The organism is Ureibacillus sp. FSL W7-1570 (assembly GCF_038593265.1).
GTDB classification, from domain to species: Bacteria; Bacillota; Bacilli; order Bacillales_A; family Planococcaceae; genus Ureibacillus; species Ureibacillus suwonensis.
Map to the genome: position 1 here is coordinate 2,828,213 of NZ_CP151979.1, position 21,312 is coordinate 2,849,524.

The window sequence follows — 21,312 nt, forward strand, 5'->3', positions numbered from 1 at the left end:
AAATTCAGATAGTTTCGAATAGAAAGAAAGGAAGGCGGAGCAAATATGAAATATGGCTTTTGGATGCCGGTTTGGGGCGGCTGGCTGAGAAATGTGGAAAATGAAAACATGCCCACTACCTTTGAATACTTAAAAACATTGGCACAAAATGCGGAACAAAAAGGGTATTCGATGACACTCATTCCGGAATTATTTTTAAATGATATAAAAGGAATTGAAGCGCCGTCGATGGATGCATGGTCCACAGCGGCAGCCATCAGCGCCGTTACGGAAAAATTGGAAATCTTAGTGGCTATCCGTCCGGGATTCTATAACCCTGCCACTTTTGCGAAAACGGCAACAAACATCGATCACATCAGCGGAGGCAGACTTTCATTGAATATTGTTTCCGCATGGTGGGAAGAAGAGGCGAGACAATATGGCGGACAGTTTACAGCCCACGATGACCGATATGCCCGCACGGAAGAATTTATTGAAGTGCTGAAAGGCTTATGGAATCACACGCCGTTTTCTTATAAAGGGAAGTTCTATCAATATGAAAATACGTATTTGGAGCCGAAGCCGCTGCGCAATCGCCATATTCCGCTCTATGCCGGCGGGGAAAGCGAAACAGGCAAACAAACGATTGCCAAAACTTGCGATTCTTATGTAATCCACGGGGGAACAGTGGAAGAAGTGAGAGAAAAGCTTGCTGATATGCAAAATCGAAGAAAAAATTTAGGAAAACCGCCTTTTGAAACCTTTGGAATGGCCGCATTTGTCATTTGCCGGGATACAGAAGAAGAGGCGAAAGAAGAATTGGCCCGCATTACGGATGTATCTGAGGGAAGTCCGGGCTATGCGGGATATCAGGATTTTATCAGCAAGTCTCAATTAAATGTAAATGTCAGCCTGGAAGACTATTCCGTATCCAACCGCGGTTTGCGTCCAAATTTAATCGGAACGCCGGAACAAATCGCAAGACGCATACTGGAATACGAAGATGCCGGAGTGAATTTATTGATTCTCCAATTCTCCCCTCAATTGGAAGAGATGAACCGCTTTGCGGAAAAAGTGATGCCGTTGGTGGAAGAATTGAGAAAAGAAAAATTAGGAGTGAAATAAATGTCAAAAATCTATGTCATCCATGAAAACGATGAATGGACAGTTCATCTGACGAAACGTTTGGAAGAATTGAATCTCCCTTATGAGTTGTGGCATTTGGACGAGGGGACGGTTGATCTGACGAAGGAGCCGCCGAAAGGGATTTACTATAGCCGGATGAGCGCTTCATCCCATACGCGCAACCACCGCTTTGCTCCGGAGTTGACGGGGGCGGTGCTTGCATGGCTGGAGCATCACGGCCGTACAGTATTGAATGGAACGAAGGCATTATCATTGGAGTTAAGCAAAATCAATCAATACATCGCTCTTGAAAAAGCGGGGATCCGCGTGCCAAAAACGATTGGGGCAGTCGGAAAAGAGCAGATTGTGAAAGCGGCGGAAAGCCTGGGAAAAACACCTTTTATCACAAAGCATAACCGCGCCGGAAAAGGGCTTGGTGTACAATTATTCCATTCCATCGACGCATTGAAAGAATATCTTGATGGACCGGCATATGAAGAGCCGGTGGACGGCATCACGCTGATCCAGGAGTATATTAAAGCGCCGGAATCCTATATTACACGGGCAGAATTCATCGGCGGAAAATTTTTCTACGCTGTGCACGTGGATACTTCGAAAGGGTTTGAGCTTTGCCCGGCAGATGCTTGCCAAATCAATGACTTGTTCTGCCCGGTTGGCGAGCAGGTGGAACAGAAACCAAAATTTGAAATCATTGACGATGTGGATTTGGAGCAAATCGCAACGTATGAAGCGTTCTTGCAGGCCAATGACATCGCAGTTGCCGGCATTGAGTTCATCAAGGATGAAAACGGCGTCGTTTTTACGTACGACATTAATACAAATACGAATTACAACAGCGATGCGGAAGCAAGAGCAGGCAAATACGGCATGTTGGAAGTGGCGAAGCTTTTAGGGAAAGTGCTGGAAAGTGAAAAAGCATTGGTAAGCGGGGCCTGATGGGCATTTTTGAATCAGGCCGAAGTTTTTGGCGCACCTTTGCTTTCGGTGGAACAAAATCAAACGGCTTAAGCTTTTACGGGGGCTTAAGCCTTTTTTTATTGTAAAAATGAAATTTTTCCCGAGCATCGGTAAATCCAGTTTCACTTCATCAACGCCATTTTTTGTATTGAGCGGGGTGCATGCTTTTTCTAATATGAAATAACATCATTTCTTTCGGGAATTTGCGTTTCATCGGATAAGAATTGAAGGTTCCTGTCATATAGTGACTGTAAACAACCCAGTTGGAGGTGGAGAATTGGCAAAAGTTCTGGATGCATTTCTTGAGGAAAACTTGCAGCAATTAAAAAGCCAAGGATTATATAACCGAATTGATGTGTTAGAAGGGGCGAACGGGCCTGTCATTGAAATCAACGGCAAAAGGTTGATTAATTTATCATCCAATAATTATTTAGGTTTGGCGACGAATGAGCAACTGAAGAAAGTGGCCAAAGAAGCCATCGACAAATACGGAGTCGGGGCAGGAGCAGTACGAACGATTAACGGGACCCTCGATTTGCATCAGCAATTGGAAGAAAAGATTGCCGAGTTTAAAGGGACGGAAGCGGCAATCAGCTACCAGTCCGGTTTCAACTGCAACATGGCTGCCATTTCCGCAGTGATGGATCAGGAAGACTGCATTTTATCGGATCAATTGAATCACGCTTCGATTATTGACGGCTGTCGATTATCCAAAGCAAAGATTGTTGTATATACTCATTCTGATATGGATGATTTGCGGAAAAAGGCCAAGGAAGCCGCGGAATCCGGGCGCTACCGGAAGATGATGGTCATTACCGATGGCGTTTTTTCAATGGATGGGGATTTGGCGAAGTTACCGGACATTGTAGAAATCGCGAAGGAATTCGATTTGATCACATATGTGGATGATGCCCACGGTTCAGGGGTCACCGGGAATGGAAGAGGGACGGTAAAGCATTTCGGATTGGAGAAAGAAATCGATTTTCAGATTGGGACGTTGTCAAAGGCGATCGGTGTTGTCGGCGGCTATGTGGCAGGGAAGAAAAGGCTGATTGATTGGCTGAAGGTGCGATCCCGTCCATTTCTTTTTTCAACGGCGGTGCCTCCGGGGGATGTGGCGGCAACCATTGCAGCGATTGATATGTTGATGCAGTCGAAAGAACTGACCGACAAGTTATGGGAGAACGGCAATTATCTTAAAGCGGGATTAAAAAAGCTCGGGTTTGATATCGGGAATTCGGAAACGCCGATCACCCCTTGCATCATTGGAGATGAAAAATTGACACAGGCGTTTTCAAAACGTTTATTGGAAGAAGGCGTTTATGCAAAAGCCATTGTGTATCCGACCGTACCAAGAGGAACAGGCCGCATCCGCAATATGCCAACCGCCAGCCATACGAAAGAAATGCTGGATGAGGCGCTTGCCATCTATGAAAAGGTGGGGAAAGAGCTGTTATAGGTGTCTGGCACTACAATCACCCGGAAAGGATGATCCATTGAAAGGTTCCATTACAAAATATTTTGGGCAGGCAATGACCGGACAGGGATGGAAAAATCTATATAAAGACATTGTACGGGAAGCCAAGGAAGTCTATTTTTTGAAAGGCATCTTCGGCTTCAATGTTTCCAATTTATTAAAAGAAATCGGCTATCATTATGTCAATAAAGGCCATGATATCGAATTTTTCTATGATCCCCTTTTTGAAAATACCATTCAGGCAACCTTCATCAAAGGCATCGACACTTTATTTCTCCAAAGCTCAAAACCTTCCATTGAACCAACGCAACTTGGCACCCGCGATAAAGTCATTTCCTTCTATGAATGTTTGGAAGAACCGATCCTCATAAAACATGGCGAACGATTGAAGCAACTTTCCGAGGAAGCCGAAAAATGGCATGATCAATGTTTTGCTTCTCTTCAACAAGCCATCCGGATTCACGATGATTGGGAAAAAGAGACGCAGGCCCATATGGATTGGAAGGCGTATGAACAGCAACAGGATGAATTCTTTGACCAAATATTTGACGGCATGCTTCTCAATAAATCCGGTGTTTTAACCCACCGCTTGTTCGGAACGCTGACGCCGGATGGGGCCAAAGATTTTCTGCAAAATATTACACGGAATATGGACAGAAGATATTTTATTAAGGGATTGCCAGGGACAGGAAAGTCGACCATGTTGAAACAGTTGGCGCAAGATGCGTTAAAAAGAGGGTTTGATGTCCAAAAGGTGTGGTGCGGATTAGATTCCAAATCCATCGACATGGTCATTTTGCCGGAGTTGAAGCTTTGCATTTTCGACAGTACCGCTCCCCACGAATACTTCCCTGAAGATGGAAGGGAAGGGGATGTCATCTTTGACATTACAAAACATTGCCAACTATCCGATGAAGCCGAGGCGAAAATTGAAGAAATTTCAAAGGAATATCGGAAAGCGATTCTCCGTGCGACGAACTACGCCAAATTGTATGCTGAAGCAGAAAAGGAAATCCGCGAAATCATTGACCAAGCAACGAACTTTTCAAAATGGAAAAAACAGTCGTCCCTTCTGTTTTAACATGAAAACCCCTTGGATTCTCTTGAGAGGGTCCAAGGGGTTCAAAGTCAGGAAAACATGCATCAAACATATATAAAGAGGAAAGGTGAGTGAACCATTTTCTTTTTATAGAAGCAGACGATATGGGTCTTGCAAGTAATCGGCGATTTTTCCCAAAAATTCCGCGGCAGGAGCACCATCGATAATTTGGTGATCGTAAGTTAAACTGAGTGGCAATTTCAATTTCTCCACCACTTCACCATTTTCCAGTGCCAGTTCTTTTTGGATGGCACCGACACCTAAAATGCCCACTTCCGGTGTATTCAAGATAGGGGTGAAGTATTCGATTTCATAACCGCCCAAGTTTGTAATCGTAAAAGTCGATCCGCTGTAAAGGCTGCCGTCCAGTGTGCCTTGCCGTGCTTCGGTTGTCACCTTCTTGATGGCAGCGCCAAGTTGGGACAAGGACATGAGATGGGCGTTTTTGACGACGGGAACGACCAAGCCGTCTTCCACCGCCGTGGCCATTCCGATATGCACTTCTTCCACGCGGATATATTCGCCATTATGATACCAGGCGTTCATATCCGGCGTATCTTTTAGTGCCAAAACGACCGCTTTTGTCAGAAGGGTATTGATGCTTAGTTCATTATTGTCAAGCGGTTCTTTCACTTTCGACTTGATATCTTCGCGGAATTTCATCAATTCGGTGATATCCACTTTTCGATGGTTCGTTACTTGGGCAGTTGTTTGGACACTGCGCATCATTCGTTGGGCAATGGTTTTGCGCAAACCGGCAAGACCGGTACCATATGAAACTGCTGACGCGGATGGAACGCTGTCTGTTGCCGGAGATGCTTTCTCCATAGAGGCTTGATATCTCAATATATCCAACCGGGTAATTCGCCCGTTGCCACCTGTACCGACAACATTGCGAATATCAATGCCAAGTTCTTTCGCCATCTTGCGGGCAATTGGCGTAATAAAGATTCTTTCTCCGTCATCTTTTACATTTGATTCCGTTTTTGCAGGTTCATTTGCCACCGGTGTTTTGACGGTTTGTACTTCCGGTGTGCCGGCTGATGGAGAAGGGGAGCCGATCTGTTCACCAGGTTTTCCGATATACGCGATGGGCGCCTTACTTGGTACGACATCTCCTACTTGAGCGACAATTTTAATGATTGTACCGGACTCTGGTGCAACGACTTCACCGGTCAATTTCTCTGAACTGATTTCCGCCACTGCATCACCTGCATGAACTTCATCACCTTCATTTACAAACCAATGTTCTACTGTACCCTCTGTCATCGTCAAGCCTAGCTTAGGCATCAATATTTCCGTAGCCATGATGAATCACCCCTCTCTATTTAACTCTCAAGTCATCGATAATTTCTGTCGCTACTGTCAATACTTTATTAGCATCTGGGATATATAATTTTTCAAGATTAGCAGCAAACGGAACAGGTGTGTTTGGCGCGCATACGCATTTGATCGGTCCATCTAAATAATCAAAGGCTTTGTCTGCTACAACTGAAGCGATATCAGTTGCCGTGTTGTTGTGCGGATTGGATTCATCGATGATAATTAAGCGGCCTGTTTTCTTCACAGACTCCAGTACTGTTTCTTCATCCCATGGTGCAACAGTGCGCAAGTCAATGACTTCGACTGAGATATTGTCCTTTTCTAAAATGTCTGCAACTTCTAAGCCGACGTACAACATTTTTCCGATGGTCACAATTGTCAAATCTTTTCCATCCCGCTTGATGGCAGCTTTGCCGATTGGGATTGTGTAATATTCTTCCGGTACTTCGCCCTTCATTCCGTACAATGTTTTATCTTCCGAAAAGATGACCAGGTTATCATCTTCAATGGCGGAGAGGAGAAGACCTTTTGCGTCATATGGTGTTGCAGGGACAACGACTTTGACGCCTGGAATCGAACCGAACAGTCCGTAGTAGGAGCCAGAGTGTTGAGCGGCTGCGTTCACTCCAGCACCGTGCATCGTGCGCACCGTCATTGGAACTTTCGCTTTTCCGCCGAACATGTAGCGCATTTTTGAACCTTGTCCAATGATGGAGTCAAAGCAAAAGCCGATAAAGTCGCTGAACATTAGCTCGGCTACAGGACGCAAACCGGTTACAGCCATCCCTACAGCTGCGGCCATATAACCCATTTCGGATAGCGGCGTATCGATGACCCGTTCACGGCCGTATTTTGGCGCAAGGCCGCGGGTTACGCCCATTACACCGCCCCAAGCATCTTCGTTGGCCTCTTCCAAATGTTGGACTTCCGCTCCGCCTGCAATATCTTCTCCTAATAAAATGATGTTTTCATCTTTTGCCATTGCTTGATCAAGCGCTTCATTGATTGCACTCATGAACAATATTTCTCTAGCCATTCTCTATAACTCCTTTCCAAGTTTTTTAGATTAATCCGCAAAAACATCTTGATAGAGTGATTCAGGTGATGGTTCTGGACTTTTTTTCGCAAATTCAATCGCTTCTTCAATATCGCGAACGGATTCTTCCCTCAATTGATCCAACTCTTCTTCAGTCAATAAGCCGTTTTCGATGGCGTATTGACGGAATACTTCAAGCGGATCCACTTCCGCCCATTCTTTTTCTTCTCCGCTAGGCGCTTTGTAAGTTTGTTCGTCACCTTCAAAGTGTCCGTGGTTCCGGTAAGTGACGCATTCTATTAGTGTTGGTCCTTCACCTTTGCGTGCGCGTTCGATTGCTTCGCCGGCCGCTTCATAAACAGCGACAACATCTTTTCCGTTCACCCGAACCCCAGGCATATTGTAGGCGGCCGCTCTTTCCGCGATTGTACGGGAAGCGGAAGAATACCATTGTGGAGTGGATTCAGCGAAAAGGTTATTCTCACATACAAAAATCACTGGCAACTTCCAAATCGATGCCATATTCAAACATTCATGGAATACACCTTCGTTGGCTGCGCCATCACCGAAGAAGCAAACGGCAACCCGGTCCGTTTTCTTATATTTGTTGCGCATGGCAGCACCTGTTGCCAGTCCGAAACCGCCTCCAACCATTCCGTTGGCGCCTAAAATTCCTTTATCCATGTCGGCAATGTGCATGGAACCGCCTTTACCTTTGCAAAGACCTGTGGCTTTCCCAAAGATTTCAGCCATCATTCCTTTTAAATCGCCGCCTTTGGCAATACAATGCCCGTGTCCTCGGTGGGTGCTTGTTATGTAGTCTTCATCTGTCAGGTGGGCACAAACACCAACAGCAATCGCTTCTTCACCGGCGTATAAGTGCACAAACCCCGGAATTTCCCCGGCAGCGAAGAAACGTTTTACATTTTCTTCAAAATTGCGGATATCCTCCATGGATTTATACATGGATTTTGCCTTATCTTTTGTCAACTCCGCAGTATCCGTAGCTGTGCGAATCTCTAAATCCACCAATTCTTTCACCGACGTATCAACACTCGCAAACAATTTAGGCATGCCTTTTGCTTTTTCCGTCATTCTTGATTCCTCCTTATGATTTATTGATGTTTTAATATTCTTTTGGCTGTATCCTGGATCAACTCAGAAATGGTAGGGTGGGCGAAGACTGTGTTTGCCAATTCATCAACAGTACCTTCCGCTTCATGGACGGCAAGAATTTGGTGAATCAGGTCCGCCGCATTGGGTCCGACAATCACGGCTCCCAATATTTCCCGATATCTCCTTTCGGATATGATTTTGACAAATCCTTCTGTTTCATTGGCGGCAATGGCCCGTCCATTGAATGAAAACGGCATTTTTTCGACAATTACGTCATAGCCCTTTTTTCTTGCTTCTTCTTCACTCATCCCGAATTCGGATACTTCCGGTTCGATGAATAGGGGGCGGGGGATGCTGTATGGCGATACGGGCCTTTCTTTTTTGCCGCTCATGGCTCGGACGGCTTTGATGCCTTCCGCGCTGGCCGCATGGGCAAGAGTATAGCCGCCGATTAGATCGCCAACGGCATAAACATGTTTCATGCTTGTTTCATAATATTCATTGACTTTCACAAATTGCTGTTTTTCATCCAACTCAAGTCCCATCGCTTTTGGAATCTCAAGGTTTTGTTTTCTCCCCGTTGCCACCAAAAGTTGGTCAAAAGGAATTTCCCCATGGCCGGAAAGGACAACCTTTCCTTTTTTCACTTGCTGTATGGATGCTTTTGTGATGATTTTTATTCCTAAGCTTCGAAGCTTTTCTTTTACAATGGCACGGGCTTCCAGATCAACCGTCAGCAATATGTCCGGTGCGGCTTCGATAATCGTGACATCGGCGCCGAAACTTTTCATGGCATAGGCCAATTCCACACCAATCACACCGCCGCCGATGATGGCCAATTGATTCGGTAATGTTTCCATGTCAAAAAAGGTGTTCGTCGTCAAATAATCTATATCGCTCAAACCTGGGATGTTCGGGATGAAGGGGGCACCGCCTGTGGCAAGCAACACATTTTTTCCGTAGTATCGCTCTCCATTCACTTCGAAAATTTTTCCTTCCACGTATTTCGCTTCGCCTGCAATATAATGGATGCCATTCTTTTTAAAGGTCATGTGAATGCCGGATTGTAAGGTGGAGATAATTTTGTTTTTTCTTTTCACAACGGATGGGAAATCGATTTGATTCACTGTTACGGATAAACCGTTTGCATTAAGGGCCTGTACGGCGGACAACCAGTGGCTGTATTGCAAATAAGCTTTGGAAGGGATGCAACCCACATTGAGACAGCAGCCGCCAACGGCATTTTTTTCAATCACCGCCACTGAATTCCCGAGCTGTGCCGCTTCTTCCGCCGCGACATATCCCCCAGGTCCCGCTCCGATAATGAGTACATCATAAGTTTTCAAGGGATCACCTTCTTTTTTTTCGTGGGAAGAGTTACATAAGTAAGAATTTTCGGAATAATGAAAACGTTTTCAAATCAATTGTAGCGAATTTCAAAATATTCGTCTATAGATTTTTTGAAAATTATTGGAACTTTGTTACAAAATATAACAGTTTTTAAGGTTTAATGGGATGAAATTTCGGGAAAGGAGAGGGGATAGGGGTATTCCTCTCCTTCATTGAAGTGGAATTATATCGGTTCATAATGGAAAACCGGTTCATCATTTTCGATGGAAATGGTAATACGGACATTTTCGCCGATTTGATTGGCGATGATATCCCGGGCGAGCGGTGTTTCAATGTGCTGGACGATAAACCGTTGAATTGGACGGGCTCCATAAATTGGATCGTACCCATTCTCCGCGATCCATTGGATGACCTCCGGAGTTGCGTGCAGAATCATTTTGTTTTCATTTAATCGTTCATTGAGTTCTTTCATCATGATTTCTGCAATCGCTACCATTTGTTCTTTCACCAATGGGTTGAAAATGATGGTTTCATCGATCCGGTTTAAAAATTCCGGTCTGAAATGGGCCCGCAATTCGTTAATGACCGCTTCCCTTGCTTCAGGTGTAATGGCACCATAATTATCAATCGAATCCAATAGCAATTTTGATCCGATATTGCTTGTCATAATTAAAATCGTATTTTTAAAATCCACCGTCCGTCCTTGGGAGTCCGTAAGTCTTCCTTCATCGAGCACTTGCAATAGAATGTTGAAAACATCCGGATGGGCTTTTTCGATTTCATCGAGAACGATGATGGAATGGAGCCGATGTCGGACCGCCTCCGTCAAGTGGCCCCCTTCGTCATAGCCGGCGTATCCCGGCGGAGGACCGATGAGTTTCGCGACCGCATGTTTTTCCATATACTCTGACATGTCCAATCGCACCATATCCAGCTCGGTACCGAACAACACTTTTGCCAGCACTTTGGCCAGTTTTGTCTTGCCGACGCCGGTAGGGCCAAGGAACAGGAACGAGCCGGTCGGTTTATTCGGATTTTTAATGCCAGCCCTTGAACGCAAAACGGCATGGGTCACTTTTTTCACCGCTTCATCTTGTCCCACGATGTATTGGTGTATTTCGTCCTCCAAATGCAATAGCCGTTCCCGTTCATTTTCCATAACGCCTGTAATTTTGATTCCCGTCAGCCTTTCCACGACGCGCTCGATATCTTCGGCGGTCACTACATTATCGATAAAGGTTTTGCTTTGCTTTAATGCCTCCCATTGTTGTTCCAGCTCTTTCAGTCTCTTTTCGGATGCAGGAATGTCACCGGTTTCCAATTGAACGATTTGACCGACTTCATTGTTCTTTACCGCTTTTTCGTAAAACTTATGCAATCTTGCCAAATTTCTTTTTTCCCGCTGCGTGAAATGGAGCATTTCCAGCTCTTTGGCCCATTGCTTTTCCATTTTTTCCTTTTCGGTTTCCAAATTTTTTAGCTGTTGTTCAAATGTATGCCGGTCAAATGCCGGGTCGGGTTCCAACTCATGCTTATAAAGGGCGATTTTTGCTTGCAAAATTTGTTCGTTGATTTTTTTGATGGAGTGGGGGACTTCATTTAAGGAAATCCGTTTGACTGCGCTGGCTTCATCCATCAAGTCAATGGCTTTATCCGGCAAATACCGGTCGGTGATGTAGCGTTTCGAAAGTTTGACGGCCGCTTCGATGGCTTCATCGGTGATAAGGGTTTCGTGATACAATTCATAATCCTCTTTAATGCCCCGCAGAATTACAATGGTTGCTTCAATCGACGGCTCATTGACGATTACCCGTTGGAAACGGCGCTCCAATGCTTTGTCTTTTTCGATATATTCCCGATATTCATCTTGCGTGGTTGCGCCAATGCAGCGAAGTTCTCCGCGGGCAAGCATCGGTTTTAAAATATTGCCGGCATCCATGGAGCCTTCTGTACGTCCTGCACCGACGATCGTGTGGATTTCATCAATGAAGAGGATGATCCGATTATTGGATTGTTTCACATCATTTAATACGGCTTTTAATTTTTCCTCAAATTCCCCGCGATATTTGGCTCCTGCGAGAAGGGAACTCATATCGAGATTGTAGACGACTTTATCGAGCAAATTATTTGGAACATCTTTGTTTACGATTTTTTGGACCAACCCTTCAACGATGGCGGTTTTCCCGACCCCGGGGCTTCCTATCAATATCGCATTATTTTTATTTTTTCTTGTCAAAATGCGGATGATATCGTTGATTTCTTTTTCTCTGCCGACAACCCGGTCCACTTTCCCCTCTATGTATCGTTGATTCAAATTGACTGCATATTTGTTTAAAGAATCGTATAGCGCTTCCTGGTTGTCGGATGTGACATTTTGCCCGTTTCGCGTTTGATTCAATTTTTCATAGATGGATTCTTTTGTGACATGATGTTGGATCAGATATTTTGTGATTGGATTAAAATCTTGTTCAAATAGGGCAATCATCAAATGCTCGACGGAAATAAACCGGTCCCGCAGACGTTCCGCTTCGATTTCCGCTTGTTTAAACAGCCTTTTTAGTCGTTGGCTTTCTTTTTCTCCATAAGCGATTTCCGTACCGGTTAAAGAGGGGATTTTATCCACTTCCTTATTGACGAGTTGGATCAGTTCATCCATATCAATGCTTAATTCCCGGTAAAAGTTATAGGCAAAGTGGTCCGGTTGCAATAAAGCGGCCCAGAGATGGGGAATATCCAGTTGATAATTCAGTTTCTTTTGGGCAATCTTTTTCGCATTCAGGATTCCTTCTTTTACCGCGATTGTATAGTTTGTTGTCATGTTATCACCCTTTGCTGTGGAATAGGCAGTCTTTGTAAATCTATCGTAAGCGAAAAATCCTATGAAAATCAATCTTATTTCTGAATTTTTCGCCAATTCCGTTCAGGAGAGCTTTATGGATGCAGGACAGGCAGAGGGTACAAAAATATTAACCCCTCCGCTTATTCAAAGGGGAGGGGAATGATGTCATTTTTGAACTTTCGCTTTGTCTTTTTGGAATATCCCTAATGCTTCAATACGGCGGATGGCTTCCCGGAGCCGGTCTTCTTCAACGAGCAGCCCCACCCGGATATAGCCTTCGCCGTGCTCGCCGAATCCGTTGCCGCTTGCGACTGCCACATCCGCCTTATCCAATAGGTAATCGGAAAATTCTTGGCTCGTAAACCCTTCCGGAACCGGCAACCATGCAAAGAAGGAGCCTTTTGGCGCTTTTACGTTCCATCCGATCCGGCGGGCTTCTTCCACCAGCACATTGCGGCGGGATTCGTAAATGTTTCGCAATTCTTCCACACAGGATTGATCGCCATTCAATGCATAGGCGGCCGCGCGCTGTACGGCAGGGAAGAGGCTGCAGAACAGATGGTCTTGCAACAAGTTGATGGCTTCAATGATGCTGCGGTTTCCCACCGCAAAAGCGACGCGCCAGCCGGCCATGTTAAAAGTTTTGGATAATGTATAGAACTCTACGCCGACTTCTTTTGCCCCTTCCGCTTGCAGGAAGCTTACCGGTTTCTTCCCGTCGAATCCAAGGGCTCCGTATGCGAAATCGTGAACAACGGCAATATCATGTTCTTTTGCAAATTGCACCGTTTTTTCGAAGAACGCCAAATCGGCTGTGGCGCCCGTCGGATTGTTTGGATAGTTCAAATACATCAATTTTGCCCGTTTTTTCACTTCATCAGGCAAAGCGTCATAATCCGGGAGAAAATCATTTTCCTCAAGCAATGGCATTGTATCAAATTGAACATCCGCCAACACCGGACCGGATAAATAGTCCGGATAACCCGGATCCGGAAGCAGCATATAGTCTCCAGGATTTAGCACGCACAACGGAAGCTCAACCAGCCCGACTTTTGCGCCGCCTAAAATGGCCACTTCTTCATTCGGATCGATGTCGGCATTGTATTCCCTTTTGTAAAAGTCGCTTACGGCTTGTTTTAATTCTGGCATACCACGGAAAAGGGAATATTTATGGGTGGCAGGATCGGCTGCCGCTTCTTGAAGCGCCTTGACGATGTGAGGAGGCGTTGGCCGGTCCGGATTCCCCTGTCCGAGATTGATCACGTCCCGCCCTTCAGCAATCGCCGTATTCACTTTTTGCACAAGGGAAGCAAAAAATTGAGTAGGGAGTTTTTGGAGTTTATCGGATAATTCCATGTGCATCCTCTTTTCTTATTGATTTAGTCGGTTAAGGTACAACTTGATGGAATTCTCAAAATCTGTCATTCTGTATTTTAAGGAAGTTCCCGTTTATAATTATAAGTAGATATGTAGGAATATTATTATTTTTTTGAATAATTGTCTAGGGGGATTTGTGATGAAAATTGGTTGCATTCAAATGAATGTCGGGTTTGGGAAAGTGGAGGAAAACTTCGAGCGGGCGGAACAGTTGATTCGGGAAGCGGCAAGTAAGGGTGCTGAAATTGTGGTATTGCCTGAAATGTGGAATACAGGCTATGCCCTTGAAAAATTGGAGGAGTTGGCGGATGAAAATGGAGCCCGCACAAAAGAATTCTTGCAAAATCTTGCCCGTGAGCTGGGGTTACATATCGTCGGCGGTTCTGTAGCGACTAAGCGAAACGGCAAGTTTTATAATACGATGTATGTGGTGAACCGCGATGGGGAATTGGTGAGTGAATATAGCAAAGTTCATTTATTCAGATTAATGGATGAGGAAAAGTATTTGGAAGCGGGGGATTCCATGAACCGTTTTGATTTGGGGAATCTTCCGGCAGCGGCCGTGATCTGCTATGATATCCGTTTCCCTGAATGGCTTCGCGCCCATGCATTGGCGGGAGCAAAAGTGTTGTTCGTTTCCGCCCAATGGCCGACACCAAGAATTGATCATTGGAAAATTCTTTTGCAAGCCCGCGCCATTGAAAATCAATGCTTCGTTGTGGCAGTGAACCGGATTTCCCGCAAACCTGAAAACTTCAATGGGCAGTCCATGGTGATTGAACCTTGGGGTGAAGTGTTATGGACCGGCGCAGAAGATGAAGAGTTGGCGGTCATTGACGTAGATTTTTCAAAAGTGGATGAAGTCCGCACACGAATTCCGGTATATGACGACCGCCGCCCGGAATTGTACGGGAAAGTGGTGGAGCAAAAGTAAAGGATTGGATCTATGGACCGAGCAGAATGGGATGCTCGGTTTTTTTATTGGATTTATTGAATCTTGAGTGGACGCCATTTTTTAAATGGCGTTGGCAATTATTGCATACCAGAAATAGAGGTTTTTTGACTGTCGATAAAAAACTTTAATCCTTTGAAACTTTTCCTTTATTCCGGAAGCTCTAATTAATGAAAGGAGGATTAAAAGAGTGAAACATGATATCGAACTAGTGGAAAAAGCAATCAAAGAGGATGCGCAAGCCTTTGAACAATTGCTTTTTAAAGAAGAACAAATGCTTTATTATAAAGCGCTTTCCTATGTTGGAAGGAAAGAAGACGCACTGGACGTTATCCAAGAAACAACTTGCAAAGCGTTTTTAGCGATTAAAGATTTGCGAAATCCCGAATATTTCTCAACATGGCTCTTCAGAATTCTCATTCGTGAATGCTACCAATTATTGAAGAAACGCGATCGAATGATTCCGTACGATGAAATGAAACTGTTAAGGAAAATGGAACACAAATAGGAGCTGCCATCTGATTCTTTACATTTAGGTGAAGCATTATCAAAGTTAAATGAATCCTATCAAACCTCGATTATTTTATTTTACTATCACGACCTGTCTATACGGGATATTGCCGAAGTGATGGGAAAACCGGTTGGAACAATCAAAACCTATTTGCGAAGAGCAAAAAAACATTTAAAAAATGAATTGGAAAGGAGTTATAAGTTCAATGAAAGAACAATTTGATCATTTGGATGGGTTTCCACAAGACGAAGTTCGATTGGCGATTCGAACTGGAATTGCCCAAGCACAAGAGCAAATGGATGGAAAGGTGAAAACTCCTTATAAAAGAAAAATCACTTATCTTTTAAGCAGTGTGGCGGCGGTATTTGGATTATTATTTATTTCGGCTCAATATTCTCCTGCGATTGCAACGAGTTTATCGAAAATCCCTTTAATCGGTTCTGTTTTTGGCGATTCCGACTTAATTGGTTTACAAAATGCCTACCAAGAAGGGTTGATCGACGAAATTGGCGAAACACAAACAATTAATGGAATATCCGTTACGTTAAATGAGGTTCTATATGATCAAAGCAATATTACAATCGGCCTCATTATTGAGTCTGAAAGGGAATTGGGTGAACATTATTTCGGTTCAGGCATGGATATTACGATTAATGGAAAATTGCCTAAAGTAGTTACAGGTTCTTATGGAGAAGAAATGATTTCATCAACCACTCGTACAGCCATTCAAATGATCGGCATTACCGAAGAGATGCCTGACCAATTTGAACTGGGGCTAACCCTTAAGGGAGAAAAAGGGGAAAAATGGCACTTCTCAACGCCAATCAAAAAAATAAAAGACATCAAAACAATTCCTGTTCAACATGAACAAACAGTAGATGGCATACAACTCAAGGTAACGGAAGTGTCCATAAGCAAAACAGGTGTCAGTGTATCTTTTGAGAGTGCTGAAAAAGTGGACGATTTTGATAAAACGAGAGGAAATTATATCGATTTGCAAGTAGTTGACCAAGATGGCAACAAAATTAAAAATCTTTCCGGAGCAGTGATAGGGGAAAGAATGAAAGATACCATCGTGTATAAAAGTAAAAAGCAATTTGACCCAATTGACTCAAAGGTGACGGAATTGACCATTACCCCATATTTGGAGATTCCATCGAGTGGTGGCGGGGTAGATGAAAACGGTCAATATATCGAAAAGGATTATAGTGGGCTAAAAGAGGTTAAGTTTGAACCATTTACAGTGAAAATACCTTAATGATTGAAAAGGGCATCCTGAATTTATAGACGTCCTTTTTGGTTATAGCCCAGTTTGGGCAAATCACCAATTTAATAATGGAGTAGTTAATACTTCTAATTTTGCAATATCAGTAAATATCGTCACCAATACGGTTAATAAAAATATGTTCACCACCCCAAATTTCAAAATGAATGATAATATACTTTTTGAGGTGAACAAATTGAATCTTCCACAAACCTTTCAAGAAAAAATGAAAAACTTATTGCAAGAAGAATATGATGCCTTTATTCGAAGCTATGAAGAAGAGAAGAATCAGGGCTTGCGAATAAACACGCTAAAAATTTCAATAGATGAATTCTTACAAATGAATCCTTTTACAACCGAGAAAATACCTTGGGTGAAGGAAGGCTATTTTTATCCTGGCAATGAACGGCCAGGAAAACACCCTTACCATGAAGCGGGGTTGTATTATATCCAAGAGCCAAGTGCGATGGCGGTGGGGGAGTTTGTCGACCCGAAGCCGGGGGAGATCATTCTTGATTTGTGTGCGGCGCCGGGGGGGAAAACAACCCATCTCGCATCCAAAATGGATGGGGAAGGGCTCTTGGTTTCCAATGAAATCCATCCGCAGCGGGCGAAAATTTTATCCCAAAACGTGGAGCGGATGGGGATCAAAAATGCCATTGTGACCAATGAAACGCCGGAACGACTGGCTGCACGGTTCCGAGGCTTTTTTGACCGGATTTTGGTTGACGCCCCTTGTTCCGGGGAAGGGATGTTCCGGAAAGATGAAGAAGCCCGCTTGCACTGGAGTCCGGAAAACGTGGCCCTTTGCGCAAGCCGGCAAGACGGGATTCTTGATCATGCCCAAAGCATGTTGAAGCCGGGAGGACGGCTTGTCTATTCCACTTGCACCTTTTCTCCGGAAGAAAATGAAGGCACGATCAGCCGATTCCTTGAAAAGTATCCGCACTTTGAGATTGAGCAGGTCGAAGTGTATGAAGGTTTCAACCACGGAAGAGCCGGTTGGGTGGAAAATGCGGCGCCAAACATTGAACGGACGATCCGCATTTGGCCCCATCGCGTGAAAGGGGAAGGGCATTACATTGCGGTGCTGAAAAAGAATGACGGGGAAGAGCCGCCTCGCTTCAAATATGCAAAACAAAAACTGGATCCGAAAATGTTGAAAGCCTATCAGCAATTTGCCGGTGAAACGCTGAATATTTCACCTTCCGGATATTTCATCGCTTTCAACGACCAACTCTATGTTTTGCCTAAAGAAGTGCCATCTTTGGAGAAATTGAAAGTGCTCCGTCCAGGCCTGCATTTGGGAACATTCAAAAAGAACCGCTTTGAGCCTTCCCACGCCCTTGCCCTGGCTTTAAGCAAAGAGGAAGCCAAAAACGTGATGGATCTTTCCGCAGGTTCGGATGAAATCATTGCCTATCTAAAAGGGGAAGTTTTGCAAGCAAATGGTTCAAAGGGTTGGCACTTGATCACCGTCGACGGCTACTCCATCGGTTGGGGGAAACTGGCAGGGAATATGATGAAAAACCACTATCCCAAAGGATTGCGTTGGATGGGGAATGAGTAGACTAAACCGGGTTTCCCATCCGGATTAAAAATTGAAAATCCTGTTACAGGCAGCAACATATTCAAATTTTCACATACATTAGAATTAACCTCTTGAGGCTGCAATTGCGGCTTTGGGAGGTGTTTTTATTTGGTAAAAGACTTTAAAAAATGGTTAAACAGACACTGATTATTTTGTAGAATTAATTACAGAAAAGGGGTGTATTTCCTAAAATTTTGATTCATTCATCATGTTAAGGGGGATTAATATGCAAAAGATCAATATTTCCATTATAGTGCTCAGTATTTCCATTCTATTGGCTGCATGGATGGTATCAAATGCAATTAAAAATTATATGCATCTTAATGCCGGTTTTCCATCAGTTGTCGAAACTCATAATAATGACAAATATGAGTTGATTGTAAACGATGGTTGGCTTTATCTTTATGACAAATCCGATGGCCAAATTTATAAAAAGCCGGATACATCTGATAGCTCATGGGAAACAGTCAAGTATTATACAGAAGACTAGGAATGATTGCTGTTTATATTTAATGATATAAAAAAGCAACAACATCACCTTTTCGATTGACCGGAAACAGCAGGTTCAGAAAAGGTGTGTTGTGTCATTGGTTTTCAATTCATCTGAACTTCCATCTTCTTTTCCTCTGCCGGCGCTTCATTTATCGGCACCGCATCTTCTACCACAACCGGTTTTTCTTCCTCAGCCGGTTTTTCCTCTTCAATCGGCTCAGCTTCTTCAGGCGGTTTTGTTTCCGTATTACCATTTGGCGCTGGTTGGTTATGTTGAGCACCTTCATTTTTCGGTGGATTGGATGGATTTGAACCGCCATGATTGGATGCGCCATTGGAAGGAGCATTACTGCTGGAAGTCTTTTCCGCTTCAGGTGGATGTTCCGGTGCGGTATTGCCCTGGGATTCAGTTGTTGCTTCTTTTGAAACGGGCACCGCCTTTGCCGCTTTTTCCCGCTTGATTTTTTCTTGTTTAACCAGCAATTTTTTTCCATCCATTTGGTGGGCGATTTGTATCTCGTAAAAAATTTCAGGCACCAATTCTTTGATCCAGCCGCTTCTTGCTTCTTTTGACACTTCGCCTGTGCTTGGATTTTTGTACATCCAGGCCAACCGTTTCTGGCTGAAGCCGATATCCTTTAATCCTTTATGGATCTGCTCCGAATACTCCTTCCAAATGTGACGGGATGGATCATAATTCGGTCCCATCGGTTTCGGAATATCATATCCGGTCCAGACAACGGTTGAGTGATAAGGGGTAACCCCCGCAAACCATTTATCATGATAATCATTGGTTGTACCGGTTTTGGCAGCCGTCGTCATGCCGCTTAAACCAAATCCGTAAGCTGTGCCGTTCGGCTGATTCACCACATCTTTCAAAATCTCCAGCATCAGATTGGCGGCTCCGGCATCATAGATTTTTTTCGTTTTGCGTTCATTTTGATACAGGACTTCATCGTGTACGATATCCACTATTTTTTCGATGCCTGTCGGTTTGATGAAATTGCCGTCATTGGCCAATGTCGCATAGGCGCTTGCCATTTCCAGCGTATTGGTTCCGTATGTGAATCCGCCATAAGCGATTCCCACATGATCATCTTCCGGAACGAGACCGGAGAATTCCATTTTGCGCAAATAAGCCAACATCTTCTTAGGTCCCATTTCCATTCCCAATTGATAGGGGATGGTGTTGACGGAGCGGGCTACAGCTTCTCGCAATGTCATATAACCCGCATAAGTTCCGGTTGCATTCTGTGGACCGTTATCCATTTTTTGATCATTCATGACAGAAGACGCCAACCGGTTCCCTTGAAACACCGGTGTATAGACAATGATCGGTTTGATGGTCGATCCCGGCTGACGATAAGATAAAAACGCCCGGTTGTAGCTGTTCGGAACGTCTTCCTGTGTACGGCCGCCGACAATGGCGAGCACATCGCCCGTTTTGTTTTCAATGGTCACGGCTGAACCTTGCATTTCGAAAATGCCGGTTTCCGGATTTTTGGATGTAAATGGGGCAAGGTGTGTATTAATCGTTTCCTGCAACAGCTTTTGTTTCTGTGAATCGATCGTCGTATAAATCTCATAACCGCCGTTCCGGATTTTTTGATTCCATTCCAAAAAACGCTCATTATAGTCTTTCATATATTTTTCGCGTTCCGCATGGCTGTCAAACCAGTACTGAAATTTGAACCCTTCCTTTTCCATCATGATTTTTGCCGCACTGCTCAATGCAAAAGAGACTTCATAGGTTTCCGGTTCCATGATTTTTTCAGGCATATTCAATTTGATTTCTTCTGATATGGCTTTCGAATACTGTTTCTCATCTATCATTTCATATTCCAACATTTTTTTCAGAATTAAATCGCGTCTTTTCAGCGTATTTTCCATATGATGAACCGGATTATATTTGGACGGATTGTTCGGAATGGCGGTTAAAAAGGCGATTTCGGATAAAGTCAAATCTTTGACCGATTTGTTGAAGTATGTTTTTGCCGCCGTTTCGATCCCGTATGCGCCGTTTGCATAGTTGATATTGTTCAAGTAAAACTCCAAAATTTGCTCTTTATCAAATTTTTTCTCCAGTTTTGCCGCGATTAAAATTTCCATGATTTTGCGTTTATATGTTTTCTCAAGGGATAAAAATTCCAGTTTCACCAGCTGCTGCGTGATGGTGCTGCCGCCTTGCGTGATGGCGCCCTTATTTTTTACCAATTCCACACCTGCGCGGAGAATCGCCTTCAAGTCGTATCCTTTGTGTTCATAGAATCGGATGTCTTCGATTGCGATTGTTGCATCTTGCACCGTTTTCGGGACATTTTCTATTTCGATATAGTCATAATCGTGGGGCGCCACTGTGGCAATGACATTTCCATCCCTGTCAAAAATGACCGTCTCTTCTTTGTTTTTGAATGTATTTTCTGTCGTGTTTTCCACTTTTTCACTTGCTTCATTCATCATGGAAAGTACATCGTCTTTATAAGTTAATGCGATGATTAGTGCTATTAAAATGAATAGTGCTGTTCCCAATAGGGAGATTTGAAGGGATCGGATCATCAACCTTTTCAATTGTTCATTTTCTCTTAATTTTTGATAAAGTTCCGGTAGTTTGCGTTTCAAATTACCTTGCTCCTTTCGCAATTTGAAACTTTCTACCCCCAGTTTTTTTAGATTTTCATATTTTTATACTTCCAATCTAAAAATTATTTTTTTTGATGAACATCCAATCTTTGAATCAAGGGTTCTCACGTACAGATGCTATGTATATTCTTTGAAAATCGGTTTATCACAATCCTGTTTGATG

15 protein-coding genes and 1 pseudogene are annotated in these 21,312 nt (G+C 43.9%); 9 read left to right on the top strand and 7 right to left on the bottom strand.

What is annotated here, in order from left to right; genetic code table 11:
- Window positions 1-45 precede the first annotated feature (45 nt).
- The 4 genes from NST13_RS14110 to NST13_RS14125 all read left to right on the top strand — a co-directional run bounded on the left by NST13_RS14110 (window position 46) and on the right by NST13_RS14125 (window position 4,640).
- Window positions 46-1,104 carry an LLM class flavin-dependent oxidoreductase gene (locus NST13_RS14110; RefSeq protein WP_342470420.1) on the top strand — a complete coding sequence of 353 codons (1,059 nt, stop codon included), beginning with the start codon at window positions 46-48 and terminating at the stop codon, window positions 1,102-1,104.
- Entirely contained in the window at window positions 1,105-2,061 is a 957-nt protein-coding gene (locus NST13_RS14115) for an alpha-L-glutamate ligase (RefSeq protein ID WP_342580859.1), read from the top strand. It abuts the gene before it with no gap.
- A gap of 298 nt (window positions 2,062-2,359) precedes the next feature.
- On the top strand, window positions 2,360-3,541 hold the full coding sequence (locus NST13_RS14120) for a glycine C-acetyltransferase (protein WP_342580860.1): 1,182 nt from the start codon (window positions 2,360-2,362) through the stop codon (window positions 3,539-3,541).
- Window positions 3,542-3,578: 37 nt separating this feature from the next.
- The gene (locus NST13_RS14125; RefSeq protein ID WP_342580861.1) at window positions 3,579-4,640 is read left to right on the top strand and encodes a nucleotide kinase; all 1,062 of its coding nucleotides are present in this window, start codon (window positions 3,579-3,581) and stop codon (window positions 4,638-4,640) included.
- Between the two features lie 105 nt (window positions 4,641-4,745).
- Here NST13_RS14125 and NST13_RS14130 read toward each other — a convergent pair whose 3' ends face one another.
- From NST13_RS14130 to NST13_RS14155, 6 genes are all read right to left on the bottom strand, one after another.
- Window positions 4,746-5,966 (bottom strand): dihydrolipoamide acetyltransferase family protein, encoded by a 1,221-nt coding sequence (locus tag NST13_RS14130; protein ID WP_342580862.1) that lies wholly within the window; start codon window positions 5,964-5,966, stop codon window positions 4,746-4,748.
- Between the two features lie 16 nt (window positions 5,967-5,982).
- Window positions 5,983-7,017 carry an alpha-ketoacid dehydrogenase subunit beta gene (locus tag NST13_RS14135; protein WP_342580863.1) on the bottom strand — a complete coding sequence of 345 codons (1,035 nt, stop codon included), beginning with the start codon at window positions 7,015-7,017 and terminating at the stop codon, window positions 5,983-5,985.
- Window positions 7,018-7,047: 30 nt separating this feature from the next.
- Complete coding sequence (locus NST13_RS14140) at window positions 7,048-7,983, bottom strand: thiamine pyrophosphate-dependent dehydrogenase E1 component subunit alpha (protein WP_342581866.1); 936 nt, start codon at window positions 7,981-7,983, stop codon at window positions 7,048-7,050.
- Window positions 7,984-8,132: 149 nt separating this feature from the next.
- Window positions 8,133-9,479, bottom strand: coding sequence for a dihydrolipoyl dehydrogenase (gene lpdA / locus NST13_RS14145; protein ID WP_342470414.1), 1,347 nt, complete (start codon window positions 9,477-9,479; stop codon window positions 8,133-8,135).
- A 227-nt stretch (window positions 9,480-9,706) separates the two neighbouring features.
- Window positions 9,707-12,301 carry an AAA family ATPase gene (locus tag NST13_RS14150; RefSeq protein ID WP_342580864.1) on the bottom strand — a complete coding sequence of 865 codons (2,595 nt, stop codon included), beginning with the start codon at window positions 12,299-12,301 and terminating at the stop codon, window positions 9,707-9,709.
- Window positions 12,302-12,487: 186 nt separating this feature from the next.
- The gene (locus NST13_RS14155) at window positions 12,488-13,678 is read right to left on the bottom strand and encodes a pyridoxal phosphate-dependent aminotransferase (RefSeq protein ID WP_342580865.1); all 1,191 of its coding nucleotides are present in this window, start codon (window positions 13,676-13,678) and stop codon (window positions 12,488-12,490) included.
- A gap of 160 nt (window positions 13,679-13,838) precedes the next feature.
- Between NST13_RS14155 and NST13_RS14160 the strand changes: the two genes are divergently transcribed.
- The 5 genes and pseudogenes from NST13_RS14160 (at window position 13,839) to NST13_RS14180 (ending at window position 18,507) form a co-directional block, all read left to right on the top strand.
- The gene (locus NST13_RS14160) at window positions 13,839-14,633 is read left to right on the top strand and encodes a carbon-nitrogen family hydrolase (RefSeq protein WP_342580866.1); all 795 of its coding nucleotides are present in this window, start codon (window positions 13,839-13,841) and stop codon (window positions 14,631-14,633) included.
- Between the two features lie 208 nt (window positions 14,634-14,841).
- Window positions 14,842-15,384: pseudogene (locus tag NST13_RS14165) on the top strand (sigma-70 family RNA polymerase sigma factor).
- Window positions 15,368-16,420 (top strand): DUF4179 domain-containing protein, encoded by a 1,053-nt coding sequence (locus tag NST13_RS14170; protein WP_342580867.1) that lies wholly within the window; start codon window positions 15,368-15,370, stop codon window positions 16,418-16,420. Before NST13_RS14165 ends, NST13_RS14170 begins: the two are co-directional and overlap by 17 nt.
- A gap of 202 nt (window positions 16,421-16,622) precedes the next feature.
- On the top strand, window positions 16,623-17,996 hold the full coding sequence (locus NST13_RS14175; RefSeq protein ID WP_342580868.1) for an RsmB/NOP family class I SAM-dependent RNA methyltransferase: 1,374 nt from the start codon (window positions 16,623-16,625) through the stop codon (window positions 17,994-17,996).
- Window positions 17,997-18,243: 247 nt separating this feature from the next.
- The gene (locus NST13_RS14180; protein ID WP_342470407.1) at window positions 18,244-18,507 is read left to right on the top strand and encodes a hypothetical protein; all 264 of its coding nucleotides are present in this window, start codon (window positions 18,244-18,246) and stop codon (window positions 18,505-18,507) included.
- A gap of 104 nt (window positions 18,508-18,611) precedes the next feature.
- Here the strand turns inward: NST13_RS14180 and NST13_RS14185 are convergent, their stop codons facing one another.
- Complete coding sequence (locus tag NST13_RS14185; RefSeq protein WP_342580869.1) at window positions 18,612-21,128, bottom strand: transglycosylase domain-containing protein; 2,517 nt, start codon at window positions 21,126-21,128, stop codon at window positions 18,612-18,614.
- Window positions 21,129-21,312 lie beyond the last annotated feature (184 nt).